The sequence below is a fragment of the Mucilaginibacter sp. AK015 genome (genome assembly GCF_014200785.1).
GTDB lineage: Bacteria > Bacteroidota > Bacteroidia > Sphingobacteriales > Sphingobacteriaceae > Mucilaginibacter.
Map to the genome: position 1 here is coordinate 311,433 of NZ_JACHCV010000002.1, position 12,843 is coordinate 324,275.

The window sequence follows — 12,843 nt, forward strand, 5'->3', positions numbered from 1 at the left end:
TATTAAGCCGGGCCTTGTTGTTTCAAAGCATATTTTACGATCAATTTTGCTGTTTTTTCCGAAGCCCCCGGCGAACCCATTTTTTCATGAAGTGTATTATACCCGTCAAGTATTTTTTTGCGATAATTTTGATCATTCAGTAACTTATCCAACTCCCGGGTTATTCCCTCCTTTGTACAGTCCTGCTGTATCAGTTCCTTAACTACCGCGGTATTCATTATCAGGTTTACAAGCGATATAAATTTTATTTTTATAAGCAAACGCCCTATGGCAATGGTAAGCGCATTGCCTTTATAAACAACCACCTGTGGTACGTTAAAAAGGGCAGTTTCTAAAGTGGCCGTACCCGACGCTACAACCGCCGCCCGGGCAATGGCCAAGACATCATAAGTAGCATCAAATATTACCGGGATATCCTTATCATTCAGATATTGTTTGTAATACGCTAGATTAAACGATGGCGCCCCCGCTATAACAAACTGGTAGTCTGGAAAGTCATCGGTAATACCCAGCATCTCCGGCAATAACCTGCTTATTTCCTGCTTACGGCTACCCGGTAATAAGGCAATGACTTTTTTGCCGGTCAGGTTATTATTCGTCAGGAAATTAGCATCCGCTTTAAATGCATCTACAGCATCGAGCAAGGGGTTTCCTACATAATCTATATCCATGCCCCAGCTTTTGTAAAAATCAACCTCGAACGGCAGGATACAAAACAGGTGATCTACTATCTTTTTTATTTTAAGTACCCGTTTCTGGTTCCAGGCCCAAACCTTCGGCGAGATATAATAGCAAACCAACAAGCCATTAGTTTTAGCAAATTCGGCTATTTTTAAGTTAAATCCCGGGAAATCTATCAATATCAAAACGTCGGGATGGAATGAGGCAATATCCCGTTTACATTTCTTCAGGTTTTTAAGAACGGTGTTCAGGTTTAGTATAACTTCTACGAAACCCATAAACGCCATATCGGCGTAGTGTTTAACCAGCGTACCACCCTGGGCCTGCATCAGGTCGCCACCAAAAAAGCGAAACTCGGCCTGCCCGTCAAGCTCTTTCAAAGCCTTAATCAGGTTGGCCCCGTGCAGGTCGCCCGATGCTTCGCCTGCTACCAGGTAGTACTTCATGCTAAAGTTATTCAGTTAACTATTTATTGATTAAAGCCTCCAGGAACCAAAAATCCCGTCAGCATATCGTAAATCCGCACACTTATCTTTAGATATGCATTTTAAACACAAATATCAGTAGTGTGCATACAAATGTAGTGATCATTATACCGTTTGATGTTTTATCAAGATGCGCCCTTGCCGAGAATCTTAACATCACTAAATTTAAAGCCAGGGCTATCAGGTACGGAGCGGCAGGCTTGTCTAAAAAAAAGCGTCCGTTATTTAATACCACCGCAAATACCAACCATGCCAAAACAGGGGCCGGAAAGCCGTAAAGTATCCCCAAAAAAAGGTTGTTTTTTTTAAACATTAAAATTCCAGGAGTTTAAAACAGGGATAGCGTGGTGGGCCGTCATATCAAACTGTACCGGCACAACCGATGCGTAATTGTGCTCAAGCGCCCAAACATCGGTATCCTCGCCGTTATCGTCATTTGTAAAAATGCCTGTTAGCCAATAATAAGGGCGCTTATGCGGGTCAACGCGTTCATCAAACTCTTCAGCCCATTTGGCATTAGCCTGGCGACAAATTTTTATACCTTTAATGTTATGCCCGGCCGGGAAATTTACATTTAGCACTGTCCCTACAGGCAAGCCATTGTTTAAAACCTGTGTGGCAAGTTCCTTTACGAACTTTTGGCAATGGTCGAAATTAGCCTGGTTAGTATAATCGTCCAGCGAAAACCCGATAGAAGGGATGCGTTCAATAGCCCCTTCAACTGCTGCCGACATTGTGCCCGAGTATAATACGTTTATAGAATTATTTAAACCGTGGTTGATACCAGATACACACAGATCGGGCTTTACACCTTTTAATACTGTGTTTACAGCAAGTTTCACACAATCCACCGGTGTGCCGCTGCAGCTGTACATTTCAATACCGTCGTAAATATCAACCTTATCTAAACGCAGGGGTTTGCCTATGGTTATGGCATGGCCCATGCCCGATTGCGGGCTATCTGGCGCTACAACCACCACCCTGCCAAGCTCTTTCATGGTGTGCATAAGGGCTTTTATACCCGGCGCGGTTATACCATCATCATTTACTACAAGTATTGTGGGCTGCTTTGTTTTCATGCTGGTGCAAAAATAGAGAATTTGAAACAAGCCTGCTGATGAAATAAATAAAAGTGCCTGGGTAATATCAAACTACCTTATTCACACCGGGAATACGCACTATTGCCAATCCTAATAAAAAGCTGAGTACTACCGCCGTTGGTGCAACAACCAATAGCTTTATAGCAGGATCTATTCCCCAGTTCCGTGCCATGACCGATAAGGAGATGATGATGAGCGGGTGAAAAATATAAACAGCGAATGTGCTGCGCGATAATTTGCTCAGAAAAGCCGAAGACTTATTCCACCTGTATTTGCCAATGCAAAGCAGCGAACTAATAATAGCAAAGCCCACCAATTGTTCCCACACGGCATACCATAACGATTGCCAGTGGGTGCCGCCGGAAAACCAGGCAACCGGAAAATTGAGCAAATTGCGTACAATAAAAAATAAAGGAAAGCCGACAAGCACCACGCACAAGGCAATTGTACGCATACGTTTACCAGTTTTGTACTCGGCATGATTAAGCCATTTACTTTTCGACGCTATCAACCCCAATACGAATAAACTAACATACTGAGGAAAATGCCCTAACTGAAAACCTACCGGTTTTAACACCCACCCTACCGGAAATAGGATGCGGATAACATAGCTGATAACACCAATAATCACTGCAAACACCATAACAGTTGTAACGGTTGGCATGGCAACGGCCTTGCTTGCCAGCTTAATTACTATACGGTATAAAACATATATAAAAGTGAACAAAAGCAGCGCGGCAACAAACCAGAGGACACCGAAATCTATCCAGCTATTAAAGCCGCCTAAGTATTGCAGGTAGGTTATATGATGCTCTCCCGCCCAATTATATGGGATATAGCTAAGTATCGGCGAAAGAATAAAGGAATAAAAAACTAAAGGCAGGCCCAACCTTATGAGGCGGTCGGTAATGAATTTCACGGGGCCCTTTTTATCATAAGAAGATGGTACAAACAACGCCGAAAGGAAAAAGAAAAAGCCCATGAAAAAAGCCTGGTTAACAGCTACAAATGCCGTCATTGGGATAAGGGCAGCTGTAAGCGTGGTTTTTTGAGTATAATACCAGCCACCCGGCGCTCCGTATGTTATAAAGGTATGGTGCATTATTACCAGCACGGTAAGCGTCACTTTAAGATGATCGATATAATTTATCTTTTGTTTGGGATGAACAAGCGCCGGCTGAGCTTCAGGTTTAGACATTGTATTGAATTATAGCACTCAAATGTATATGAAAAATTGCTTTGTTACATATCTGTAATTTGATACACATCTATAAGAATTTGAGTCCGCAAGGCGATAAAGGTTACAAGCACATGCTCAAAAAAAGCAAATTACCCTTTGCAGTTAACGCTATGTTTGTAACTTGCATTAAATAGCCCCCTTATAAACCTTTATCATGCAAAATTCAAACAAAATATGGCGGATACTTTTCGCTGTCGCCATAATAGCTATTGCTATACAGCAGGTAGTATTTTCAGTTTATATGCCCGTTATAGTCCCGTGGCCCAAGGATCTTGTAACATCGCACGTGGCAGTATGGATAGGGAGCACTATACTGGCTACCTTGGGTGGGCTGATAATTGTTGATAACAAAGCACGACCGGCCGCTCTTTATTTAGGGCTGATATTCCTGACGCTGCTGATTATATTTCATATACCTAATCAGTTCAGGACCACACCTGCTTTTTTAGGCAGTTGGGCGAATGCGCTTAAAATATTTGCCTTAAGCGGCTGCGCGCTGATAGTTGCTGCATCGGCGCCAAAATCCGGAGCCTATGTAACAGGGTTTGAGGCCATCGTACCCGCCGGCCGCTTCTTTCTGGCTATAACCATGTTTGTTTTTGGCATAGAGCATTTTGTTTATATAGACTTTGTGCCTGGGCTTGTGCCCCAATGGGCCGCACTCCCCGTTTTTTGGACCTATTTTACAGGCGTTGCGCTCATTGCGGCGGGCTTAGGAATAATGTTGAACATAAAACTTCGCCTGGCAGCAAATTTACTGGGTTTAATGATATTCATATGGTTTTTGCTACTCCACATCCCCCGGGCACTTGCAGATCCGCGAGGTTTACATGGCAACGAGATTGTAAGCGCCTTAGAGGCATTGGCATTTAGCAGCAGCGCCTTTATACTTGCAGCTATCAGCAAAAACAAGGAGGCCGATTTTAAGCGTAAAAGAAAAAAGGCTTAACAGTACAGTTAGTATCTCGTAGCCTCGAAAATAAACCAGGCGTTTAAAATGATATAAGCCATTAACACAACCTGCGCAAATATGAAATCGAACTTTTTGGCTTTTTCAATTTGTTCGCGCTTTACCATTTTCAGAGAAAGTGAAGTGCCGATAATCACCGCCAAAATAAATATCAGGGTAATCCCATGAAGGGTATCAACCAGCGTAAATGTGGTGGATTCGGGAAGCGACGAATCGACAATATACTTGTTACCAATAACGGCAAAAAGGGCGCCAACGCTTAAACCAAAGCGCGAGTCGATACTATCGGTGTGGATGTAAAAGCACATATAAGCTATCAGGAATGCGACATACATCCCCAGGAACATTTTCCAGAACAAACCCATAGCATTCCTGTCCAGTTGCACCCTAACTTTAAAGTTGCTGTATTCGGTATGGGGCTTAGCCAGGCTCTCGTCGCCAAAACCGGTTTCGTAAACTTTGATACCTGTTGATACATTCAAACTATCAATGTGCCAGCCGCGCAGGGTGAAGCGGGGGTCGAAATGCTTGCCCAGTGTATCGGCTGCAAACACCAGCGACTTTGAATCAAATTGCGAATTTTCGATAGAGAAACGCAGCTTCTGCCTGTCGAACGGAAAGTTATTTATAGCCCAGGAATCCTTCATTACACATTGCAGCTTCATCAGTAAATATATCCTGTTATCGCTCGAATCTACGGTTGAGTAAGAGGTTGTAACTGATTTGGCCTGCGGCACTTCCAGGTTGTGTAAAAAGTCGAACTTCTTGTTCTTATATTTAAGCCACAGCCACAGATTAATGCTGTATTCTTTATCCTTAAAATTTATATCGTGAATGCTGGTGATATAAATGCCGCTGTAAACGGTATCAGGGCGCGCCGTTTGAGCCGTTACAGATTCACTTGAAAAAACTGCTGCCAGTACGGTAAATGCCAAAAACAATTTACCAATATATTTTGCCATTATAAGGATTTGAGGTATAAGCTAAAAGTAGATATTTTGTTTGACTATTAACATCATACAAACCTATATCCTACAGCTATTACCCCTTAGCACTTATTTAGTACCGATAGTTACCGTTCCCCCGGTTTTAAAAAGGTCGTGCGATACAAAATAGCCCTTGTTCTCTTTTCCGTTCACTTTTACCGATGTGATGTGCCTTCCTTTTCCAGGCTTGGTTATGGTGATTGTTTTACCATTGCTTGTGCGCCATTTTACCTCATCAAAAATCGGTACGGTAACGATATATTTAGGATCGGTGGCTGAAAAAGGGTAAAGGCCCAATGAGCTGAAAACATACCATGACGACATTTCGCCGGCGTCGTCCATGCCGCTAAGCTCCAGTCCTTCTTCACCAATTCCGTATAAATTTTCCATAATAAAATCAAGAATTTTCTGGGTTTTTTCTGGCTTATTGATGAAGATATAAGAGAATGGCGCCTCATGATCAGGCTGGTTCCCCTGGCAATACTGACCAACCATAGTTTCTACGTTCCGGGCAATGTAATTGGGGTTCCAGGGCAGGGTAAACAACGAATCTAACTTTGATTCGAACCCTTTAGGCCCGCCATATAATTTTATCAGGCCCGGCATATCGTGCGGCGCAAAAAACGACACCTGCCAGGCATTTGCTTCTCGGTACATATATTCGTAATACGGAAACTGCGGGTTGAAATTTTTTACCCATTCTCCATTCTCAAGTCGGCCCCTCATAAACCGGGTAGATGGGTCAAAAACGTTTTTGTAGTTCTTTGACCTGGCCATCAGTATCCTGTAATTGGCGGTATCGCCGAGTTTTTTTGCTATCTGTGCTACCGAATAGTCGTCGTACGAATACTCAAGGGTTTTGGAAACCCCCGCCTTCGCTTTGGTTTCCACATCGGGGTGGGCAATGTCAGGGGTAGATATATAGCCTTTGTTAATGTATTCGGTGATGAACGGCCGTGTGCCGCCCTCTATGTTAGCATTTCGTAAAAGCAATTGGTAAGTGCCTTTTATGTCGAAGTTATCAATACCCCGCAGGTAGGCCCCCGCGATAGAGGATGCGGCATGGTCACCGTGAAAAAATGTTGGTATAAACCCGGTTTTATCGCCCACATCTTTCATTGATTTAATAACGTTAAGGGTAACCTGCGGCGTTATTAAACCTAAAAGCACATCTTTATTGCGGTAAGTATCCCACAACGATGGCTCGGTATAGTAGGTAATGCCCGTATTTACAACGTTCCTTTTCGCATCAATAAATTGACCGTTTACATCGCTGCGCAGGGCAGGCCATAAAAACGACCGGTACAGGCACGAGTAAAACATCTGTGTTTGTTTTGGCGTGCCGCCTTTTACCTGTATTTCAGATAACAGCTTTTCCCACTTTTGGGTAGCCTCATTGCGTATGGTTTCAAATGTTTTATTACCTATTTCTGCTTCCAGGTTTTGTTTGGCATTAGCAATACTCACAAATGATAAACCAATTTTAAGTTCTACAGGCCTGCTGCCGTTTGCCAGGGTTACCAAAGCATAACCGGCGTGTTTGCCCTCCTCCTTTTTATCCAGTTTCTCTATATTGGCGTTAAGGCTCGCATAAAAGTAAATTTTCTCGCCCCCCTGCTGGTACCCTTGTAACGCTGATGTGCCCACCTGCTCAATACTCCAGTTGGATATACGGTTATTAGCTTTTGCCAGATCAAAAAGTATCTGCCTGTTGGCGTTATTTTTATACTCGTACCTATGGTACCCGGCACGCAAGGTAGATGTTAAGCTTACGTTCACCTGGTAATCATCAAGGTATACCTGATAAAAGCCCGGCGCAGAACTTTCCCTTTTGTGTGAAAACCTCGAGCCAAACTTCTCGCCGGGGTTTGAAACAGGTAATACAGGAATGTTGCAAAGATTCCAGTGCCCTTTGTTAGTATGGGTAAACCCCAGTATCACCGAATCTTCATACTGATACCCTGCACCCGAGCCATAGGCCGTCATGGGGCTTAACTGTACCATGGCGTTGGGCAGCGAGCTACCCGGAAACACCAGCCCGGCCCAAGAGCGCCATCCCTCGGGCAGTTTATAACCAAGCACTTTAGGGTCGTTAAGCGGCGCTGTTCCAATAAAGGTGTTTACATATTTGGTATAGTGCGTTTGCTGGGCAATGGCGGGCACGCCGGCGGCGAGCGTAATAATTAACATTAAATGCGAGATGGTACTGGTAATGCTTTTCATGGGAGTGTATGGTACCCGTAATATTTTACGGGTATGATATTAATATTAGATAATGCTTTATTTTTTTAACAGTGCTGCCTTTATCGCTTTTTCGGCAAGCGGCTCCATCATTTTGTAACCTTGTAAATTGGGATGCACCCCATCCTTTGACAGGCGGGCAGGCAGCCCGCCTTTAGCATCCGCCATCGCACTGAAGTAATCAAGGTAAACTATGCCGCTCTTAGCGGCGTAGGCTTTAAGCATTTGGTTAAGCGCTTTAACTTTTGCCGCGGGTTTTATGGCGGGCCGCCAGGGGAAACTTAAAGCAGGCAGCACCGACGACAGCACAACTTTAATATGGTTGGCTTGTGCAAGCTGCGCCATTGAAACGATGTTCCCGAACACATCTTCGAGTTTTGACGGCCCATTGTTTTCGGCAATATCATTTATGCCTGCCAATATTACTACTACACGCGGTTTTAAGTTGATCACATCCTCGCGAAAACGAACCAGCATTTGCCCGGTTGTTTGGCCGCTTATGCCGCGATCATAATAGGGTTTGCCTGCAAAAAACAATGAATCGCTGGTTATCCAGAAATCGGTTATCGAATCGCCCATGTAAACTACACGGTTTTCGCCGGCGACAGGTGGGGGGACCTTGCTGTTAGCATCCTGGTATCTGCCGATATTTGCCCAATCCTGTGCCCGGGCCGCACCTATAGCGCAGGTAAAAAGCAGCCCCAATAGTATTCTTTTGGTCATTATATAAGTGGTTTCGGATATAACCATACATAGCTATCCGTTAAGTTTACATAGGTACCGGGCGCTATCGCCCGCCATAATAATAAGACGCAATACCGGGCCGCATCCCCCAAAAGAATGTGAAATTTTAATGTATTGTACCCGTTTTCTTTTTAACGTTACGATTTAGATGAGATGATAACGTTCAGGCTAATTTTGACATTAGGCTATCATAGCGTTCATCTTCCAGTTCGGTTTTTAGTGCGGCCAGCACCTGCCCAAAGGCATCCTGAGGGGCGTTCGCTTTAAAACCCGACAGCATGCCCAGGCTTTCTTCTTCACGCTGTGCGGGTATAATGTATTTTAACCACAGCAATAATACAGGAAACGCAAGCCTATCCATGATCTGATTGCGGTGCCCTGTCAGTTCTTCATCACTGAAATTTTGCTGCAGTAACATTTCAGTGACGGTTTCTTCTTCATAAATGTGTTCAAGATATTGGCTTTGAAATAAAGAGAAATCAAGGTAAAATTGATGGATCTCTTCACTTATTTCCTGACCGCTGAACCCGGAGAGCTTTTTCGCGAGCGAATGTTGGACAGTTTCTAATTTTTCATGATCGGCCACATCATGGCCGGACGCGCCCGGAACCCTTTCTTCCAATTGTTTAAGCGTGTGTTCATTTTCGGTATGAACATGGTCGTCCAGCAGGGTGAACATTTCGAGCCCTAATTGCTTTAAGGCTCCTAATTGCGCCGGGGAGCCGAAATCTGTATGCCCTAAACGGATGGCAAATTTAGAGATAATGTAACGCAGCCCTTTATGCGGCGCTGCAAATGACCTGATACTTGACATGACTTTTAAAATTGATGTAATACAAAATTGCCATTATACCCATGGCGGTAATTGTAAAAAATCGTTTATTATCGGCCGGAGAAGAAATTTTCCGGAGACTCGCCGGTAAAATTTTTAAATGCTTTGATAAAGTGCGCCTGATCGTAAAAACCTGACTGATACCCCAGATCGGTTAAGGGTTGCCCCTGGTAGTGCTCTTGCAGCGTATGCTTTAGCCGTACAATGTTCGCAAACTTTTTAGGTGAGGTGCCTACTACTCGCCTAAATCTTTTCTCAAGTGGGCTTTGACTGGTGTTCAATATTGTTAACAATTCCCTTATCCTGATATTACCCTTATGTCGATTGATCAAAGTAACGGCAGCTACTACCAACGGATCCGGATCCGCATGGCTCATTTTTTGAAGCAGGAAACGCTCAACCAGCCTTATCCGTCCTTCATCTGCTTTTGCCTCACAAAGCTGTTCCTCAAGTACCATCAACTCCGAAGCAAGCATGAAATGATCCAATGAAAGGCTTTCACCAAAAAGCTCGTGTATAGGTAAATTGAAAAAAGGCGCTGCGCCCCCTTCGGCAAAAAAGACCAGTACCGTACCGATGTTTGCCGAATTGCTAAATACCCGGTAGCTATCTCTTAACCCTGTAATGCCGGCGCTTGCAAGAGGTGTTTCAGAGCCGTATTTAAGGTACGACAGCTTTCCCCGGTATTGAAAACCAATCACCAGGCCGGTATCGGGCAGAACTTTATAAGTATGTGCAGCAGCATTTTCTGAAATGGCAAACGACTTCACAAACGGTTTTAATGCCTCGCATGGGGTATAGGTATCGAACTTCATCTTAAAAAAACCGTATTATGCCGTGCATTTACTATAACTGCTGTTGGCTTACAACAGCTGTATATGCTATCGTACGCATGCTCTATTTCGCCGGGTTGTGTCGTATCTTCTCGTCGTACAGTACTATTTTACCGTTTTTAAGTAAAACGTCATCCGTGTAATAAAGCGAATCGGTTTTGCCTTTTTTATCAGTCCATTTTTCCATGTACCACAGGGTAACCCAGGTTTCTTTTTTATCCGGGTAATAGGTTGTCATCCACGATTCAAACTCCTTTGATACCGAAACCAAATCGCCGCGCATTTGGCCGATAATAGTTGCCAGACTGTCCTTTTTACCCGTAAACGCAAAATTATCCGCCAAAAAGGTAACGGTATCTGCAAAGTTTGCTACGGCCCCCTTAATGTCGCCATCTACATACTTTTTTAAACAGTTAAGTACTATCTGCGCGTTCTTTTCGTCGCCCTTCTCCCATTTTATAGAATATTTGGGCTTAAACGGGTAATCGGGGGTCGAAACGGTGTCGGCTTTAGTTTGCCCTGTAGTATTTGTTTGTTTACAGCTTATTAATGCAAAGGCTAATATGGCAATTACAAGTATTTGTTTCATGGCTTAAAGGTTGATTATCAAATAGTTTATATTGATAAATATATGAAATTGAATTATATAATGACACCTGCCTGTTCAATAAAGCAAAATTTAATAGCTTTATATTATGCTATATATCACGCAGCTTATTTACGTCAAACCGGGCCAGGAAAATGTTTTTCACCAGTTTGAAGATATCGCCATCCCCCTAATTGCAAAGTATAACGGTACGTTAATGCTTCGGGTGCGGCCGGATGAACAGGCTGTGATTGAAAGCAATATAAATGCGCCGTACGAAATTCACCTGGTAGAATTTAAAGACGAGCAGGATCTTGATAACTTTATGAAGGATGAAGAACGGAAAAAGTTCCTTCACCTTAAGGAGCAGTCGATAGAATCTGTTATGCTGATAAAAGGGGCGAAAATGTAATAAGAGCCTATAACCTTTATGCACCACACTTGTTATTATCAGGACATTACTTTGCCCTTACAAAATCCAGGTCCTGGAAATCGTAGCTAAAATCCGTAGCAGGCGATATGGGCTTCATTTTAAAACCAAGTGGTTTTCCGTTCTCATCGGTGGTAAACATTATAAAGGCATCGGCATCCATACTGCGCTTGTTCCATTTTACTACGTAGGTATTGGCATTATAATGAAACATTCGTCCTTTTAGTAAGGGCGAGCGTTTAGCAGCAAACCAAAGTTGCCCGTCCGTCTGACTGATGGTAGCATCGCCCAGCCAGTTATCATGGTAGGTGCCTGTATACATGCTGCCATCTGCGTTGGTTTTCTTTTGCTCTTCTACCTGTTTCCAAACAGCATCAACAACAGCCGTAGCACCGCCTGCATTTAGCTTTTCTACATCACCGTACAGCTTTACCCAGTCTTTACCGGTATCGCCAATGTAACTGTCAACAATTTCATTGGTAATTGAGATAAAAGCCGCGCCCGACTGCTGGTTGGTTAGTACGATAACCCCAAGCTTAATTTCGGGGAACAAGGTAACCTGTGTAACCATACCATCTAACCCGCCGGTATGGCTTGCCTTTAAATAACCTTTGGCATCGTTAAGGAACCAGCCTAAACCGTAACCGCTAAAGTGTGCGTTATACGGCCCCGGCGTGCTAACCGGCAGTGCGGTTTGCACCGTCCACATCTCGTGGTGCATACGGCTGCTAAATAGGCGTTTGCTTAGGCCCTCTCCGTATTTACCATCGTTCATTTGCATAATAGCCCATTTGCTCAGGTCGTTTACGCTACTGTAAATACCGCCTGCGGCATTGGTAGGCTCGCTGGTGCTGCGTGGTATCACCACTACTTTACCATCTACCGGGGCATGCGCGTCAATATAATTTTTGGTGTTTTTGATCCGGCTGTACGAGGCGAAGCTCCCCGTCATTTGCAGCGGCTTCATTATACGGGTTTCAATAAAATCTTCCCAGCTCATGCCGCTTACACGGGCAATAATCTCTCCGGCTACAATATACATCTGGTTATCGTAATCAAACTTACTGCGAAAGCTGCTCGCGGGTTTTAAGTAGCGCAGGTTGTGTATAATATCCTTTACCTTGAAATCAGCCGAATCGGGGAAGATCATCAGGTCGCCTGCTCCAAGTCCCAATCCGCTGCGGTGGGTAAGCAAATCACGTATTGTAAATTCGGCCGTAACATACGGGTCGTACATTTTAAATTCGGGGATGTAGTCGGTAACCTTGTCATCAAGCTTAAGCTTTTGCTCGTCTGCCAGCATACCTATTGCCGCGGCTGTAAAAGCTTTACTGTTTGAGGCAATGCCAAATAGCGTGTTGCCATCAACTTTTTGTTTGGTGCGCAGCGATGCAACACCATAGCCGTGTGAATAAACCAGCTTACCGTCTTTAACAACAGCCACGGCAATCCCCGGCACATCAAAGGTTTTCAGTGCCAGCTGCACCAGGCTATCAATTTTTGCCGGGGCCATTTGCGCTTTTACGGTGTTTACGCTTAACGTGCCTGATAAAACGGCGATTGAGAACAGGTATCTCAGCTTCATGTGTGTGGTTTTGATTGGTTGAATATAGGTATTATTTATTATGCTAATACACCACAATAGCGGCGCTTATCTATCAACGGACCAACAGTAGCTGACATGAGGCTTGCGGTATTGGACACCACCTTGAAAA

At 44.0% G+C, this 12,843-nt stretch carries 13 protein-coding genes; 2 read left to right on the forward strand and 11 right to left on the reverse strand.

Going from position 1 to position 12,843, the window contains the following annotated elements:
- Positions 1 to 2: 2 nt before the first annotated feature.
- The 4 genes from lpxB to HDC91_RS10575 form a co-directional block, all read right to left on the reverse strand.
- Complete coding sequence (gene lpxB, locus HDC91_RS10560) at positions 3 to 1,127, reverse strand: lipid-A-disaccharide synthase (RefSeq protein ID WP_183551794.1); 1,125 nt, start codon at positions 1,125 to 1,127, stop codon at positions 3 to 5.
- Positions 1,128 to 1,215: 88 nt separating this feature from the next.
- Positions 1,216 to 1,479 (reverse strand): hypothetical protein, encoded by a 264-nt coding sequence (locus HDC91_RS10565; RefSeq protein ID WP_183551797.1) that lies wholly within the window; start codon positions 1,477 to 1,479, stop codon positions 1,216 to 1,218.
- Positions 1,472 to 2,245 carry a 5'/3'-nucleotidase SurE gene (surE, locus tag HDC91_RS10570; protein WP_183551800.1) on the reverse strand — a complete coding sequence of 258 codons (774 nt, stop codon included), beginning with the start codon at positions 2,243 to 2,245 and terminating at the stop codon, positions 1,472 to 1,474. The genes HDC91_RS10565 and surE overlap by 8 nt, the downstream gene beginning before the upstream one ends.
- 67 nt (positions 2,246 to 2,312) lie before the next feature.
- Positions 2,313 to 3,464, reverse strand: coding sequence for an acyltransferase (locus tag HDC91_RS10575; RefSeq protein WP_183551803.1), 1,152 nt, complete (start codon positions 3,462 to 3,464; stop codon positions 2,313 to 2,315).
- Between the two features lie 196 nt (positions 3,465 to 3,660).
- On the opposite strand from HDC91_RS10575, the gene HDC91_RS10580 reads away from it, so the two are divergent.
- Positions 3,661 to 4,455: a hypothetical protein gene (locus HDC91_RS10580; protein ID WP_183551806.1), complete on the forward strand. Its 795-nt coding sequence runs from the start codon at positions 3,661 to 3,663 to the stop codon at positions 4,453 to 4,455.
- Positions 4,456 to 4,463: 8 nt separating this feature from the next.
- Here HDC91_RS10580 and HDC91_RS10585 read toward each other — a convergent pair whose 3' ends face one another.
- The 6 genes from HDC91_RS10585 to HDC91_RS10610 all read right to left on the reverse strand — a co-directional run bounded on the left by HDC91_RS10585 (position 4,464) and on the right by HDC91_RS10610 (position 10,701).
- Complete coding sequence (locus HDC91_RS10585) at positions 4,464 to 5,438, reverse strand: hypothetical protein (RefSeq protein WP_183551809.1); 975 nt, start codon at positions 5,436 to 5,438, stop codon at positions 4,464 to 4,466.
- Between the two features lie 93 nt (positions 5,439 to 5,531).
- Positions 5,532 to 7,685 (reverse strand): GH92 family glycosyl hydrolase, encoded by a 2,154-nt coding sequence (locus HDC91_RS10590; protein ID WP_183551812.1) that lies wholly within the window; start codon positions 7,683 to 7,685, stop codon positions 5,532 to 5,534.
- Between the two features lie 57 nt (positions 7,686 to 7,742).
- Entirely contained in the window at positions 7,743 to 8,426 is a 684-nt protein-coding gene (locus HDC91_RS10595) for an SGNH/GDSL hydrolase family protein (RefSeq protein WP_183551814.1), read from the reverse strand.
- Between the two features lie 184 nt (positions 8,427 to 8,610).
- Entirely contained in the window at positions 8,611 to 9,261 is a 651-nt protein-coding gene (locus HDC91_RS10600; protein ID WP_183551817.1) for a hypothetical protein, read from the reverse strand.
- Positions 9,262 to 9,329: 68 nt separating this feature from the next.
- Positions 9,330 to 10,094 (reverse strand): helix-turn-helix domain-containing protein, encoded by a 765-nt coding sequence (locus tag HDC91_RS10605; protein ID WP_183551820.1) that lies wholly within the window; start codon positions 10,092 to 10,094, stop codon positions 9,330 to 9,332.
- Positions 10,095 to 10,176: 82 nt separating this feature from the next.
- Positions 10,177 to 10,701, reverse strand: a complete 525-nt coding sequence (locus HDC91_RS10610; protein WP_183551822.1) for a hypothetical protein — start codon at positions 10,699 to 10,701, stop codon at positions 10,177 to 10,179.
- Between the two features lie 106 nt (positions 10,702 to 10,807).
- Here HDC91_RS10610 and HDC91_RS10615 point away from each other — a divergent pair, with 106 nt between their 5' ends.
- A complete protein-coding gene (locus HDC91_RS10615; RefSeq protein WP_183551824.1) occupies positions 10,808 to 11,110 on the forward strand; it encodes a DUF1330 domain-containing protein in 303 nt (100 codons plus the stop codon).
- Positions 11,111 to 11,156: 46 nt separating this feature from the next.
- Here the strand turns inward: HDC91_RS10615 and HDC91_RS10620 are convergent, their stop codons facing one another.
- Positions 11,157 to 12,713, reverse strand: a complete 1,557-nt coding sequence (locus tag HDC91_RS10620; RefSeq protein ID WP_183551826.1) for a serine hydrolase — start codon at positions 12,711 to 12,713, stop codon at positions 11,157 to 11,159.
- Positions 12,714 to 12,843: the final 130 nt, after the last annotated feature.

What these genes read in the sequence shown, in the direction of transcription:
- HDC91_RS10575 (WP_183551803.1), bottom strand. Translation starts at nt 3,464, where the DNA reads ATGTCTAAACCTGAAGCTCAGCCGGCGCTTGTTCATCCCAAACAAAAG.
- HDC91_RS10580 (WP_183551806.1), top strand. Translation starts at nt 3,661, where the DNA reads ATGCAAAATTCAAACAAAATATGGCGGATACTTTTCGCTGTCGCCATA.
- HDC91_RS10590 (WP_183551812.1), bottom strand. Translation starts at nt 7,685, where the DNA reads ATGAAAAGCATTACCAGTACCATCTCGCATTTAATGTTAATTATTACG.
- HDC91_RS10600 (WP_183551817.1), bottom strand. Translation starts at nt 9,261, where the DNA reads ATGTCAAGTATCAGGTCATTTGCAGCGCCGCATAAAGGGCTGCGTTAC.
- HDC91_RS10610 (WP_183551822.1), bottom strand. Translation starts at nt 10,701, where the DNA reads ATGAAACAAATACTTGTAATTGCCATATTAGCCTTTGCATTAATAAGC.
- HDC91_RS10565 (WP_183551797.1), bottom strand. Translation starts at nt 1,479, where the DNA reads ATGTTTAAAAAAAACAACCTTTTTTTGGGGATACTTTACGGCTTTCCG.
- lpxB (WP_183551794.1), bottom strand. Translation starts at nt 1,127, where the DNA reads ATGAAGTACTACCTGGTAGCAGGCGAAGCATCGGGCGACCTGCACGGG.
- HDC91_RS10585 (WP_183551809.1), bottom strand. Translation starts at nt 5,438, where the DNA reads ATGGCAAAATATATTGGTAAATTGTTTTTGGCATTTACCGTACTGGCA.
- HDC91_RS10595 (WP_183551814.1), bottom strand. Translation starts at nt 8,426, where the DNA reads ATGACCAAAAGAATACTATTGGGGCTGCTTTTTACCTGCGCTATAGGT.
- surE (WP_183551800.1), bottom strand. Translation starts at nt 2,245, where the DNA reads ATGAAAACAAAGCAGCCCACAATACTTGTAGTAAATGATGATGGTATA.
- HDC91_RS10615 (WP_183551824.1), top strand. Translation starts at nt 10,808, where the DNA reads ATGCTATATATCACGCAGCTTATTTACGTCAAACCGGGCCAGGAAAAT.
- HDC91_RS10620 (WP_183551826.1), bottom strand. Translation starts at nt 12,713, where the DNA reads ATGAAGCTGAGATACCTGTTCTCAATCGCCGTTTTATCAGGCACGTTA.
- HDC91_RS10605 (WP_183551820.1), bottom strand. Translation starts at nt 10,094, where the DNA reads ATGAAGTTCGATACCTATACCCCATGCGAGGCATTAAAACCGTTTGTG.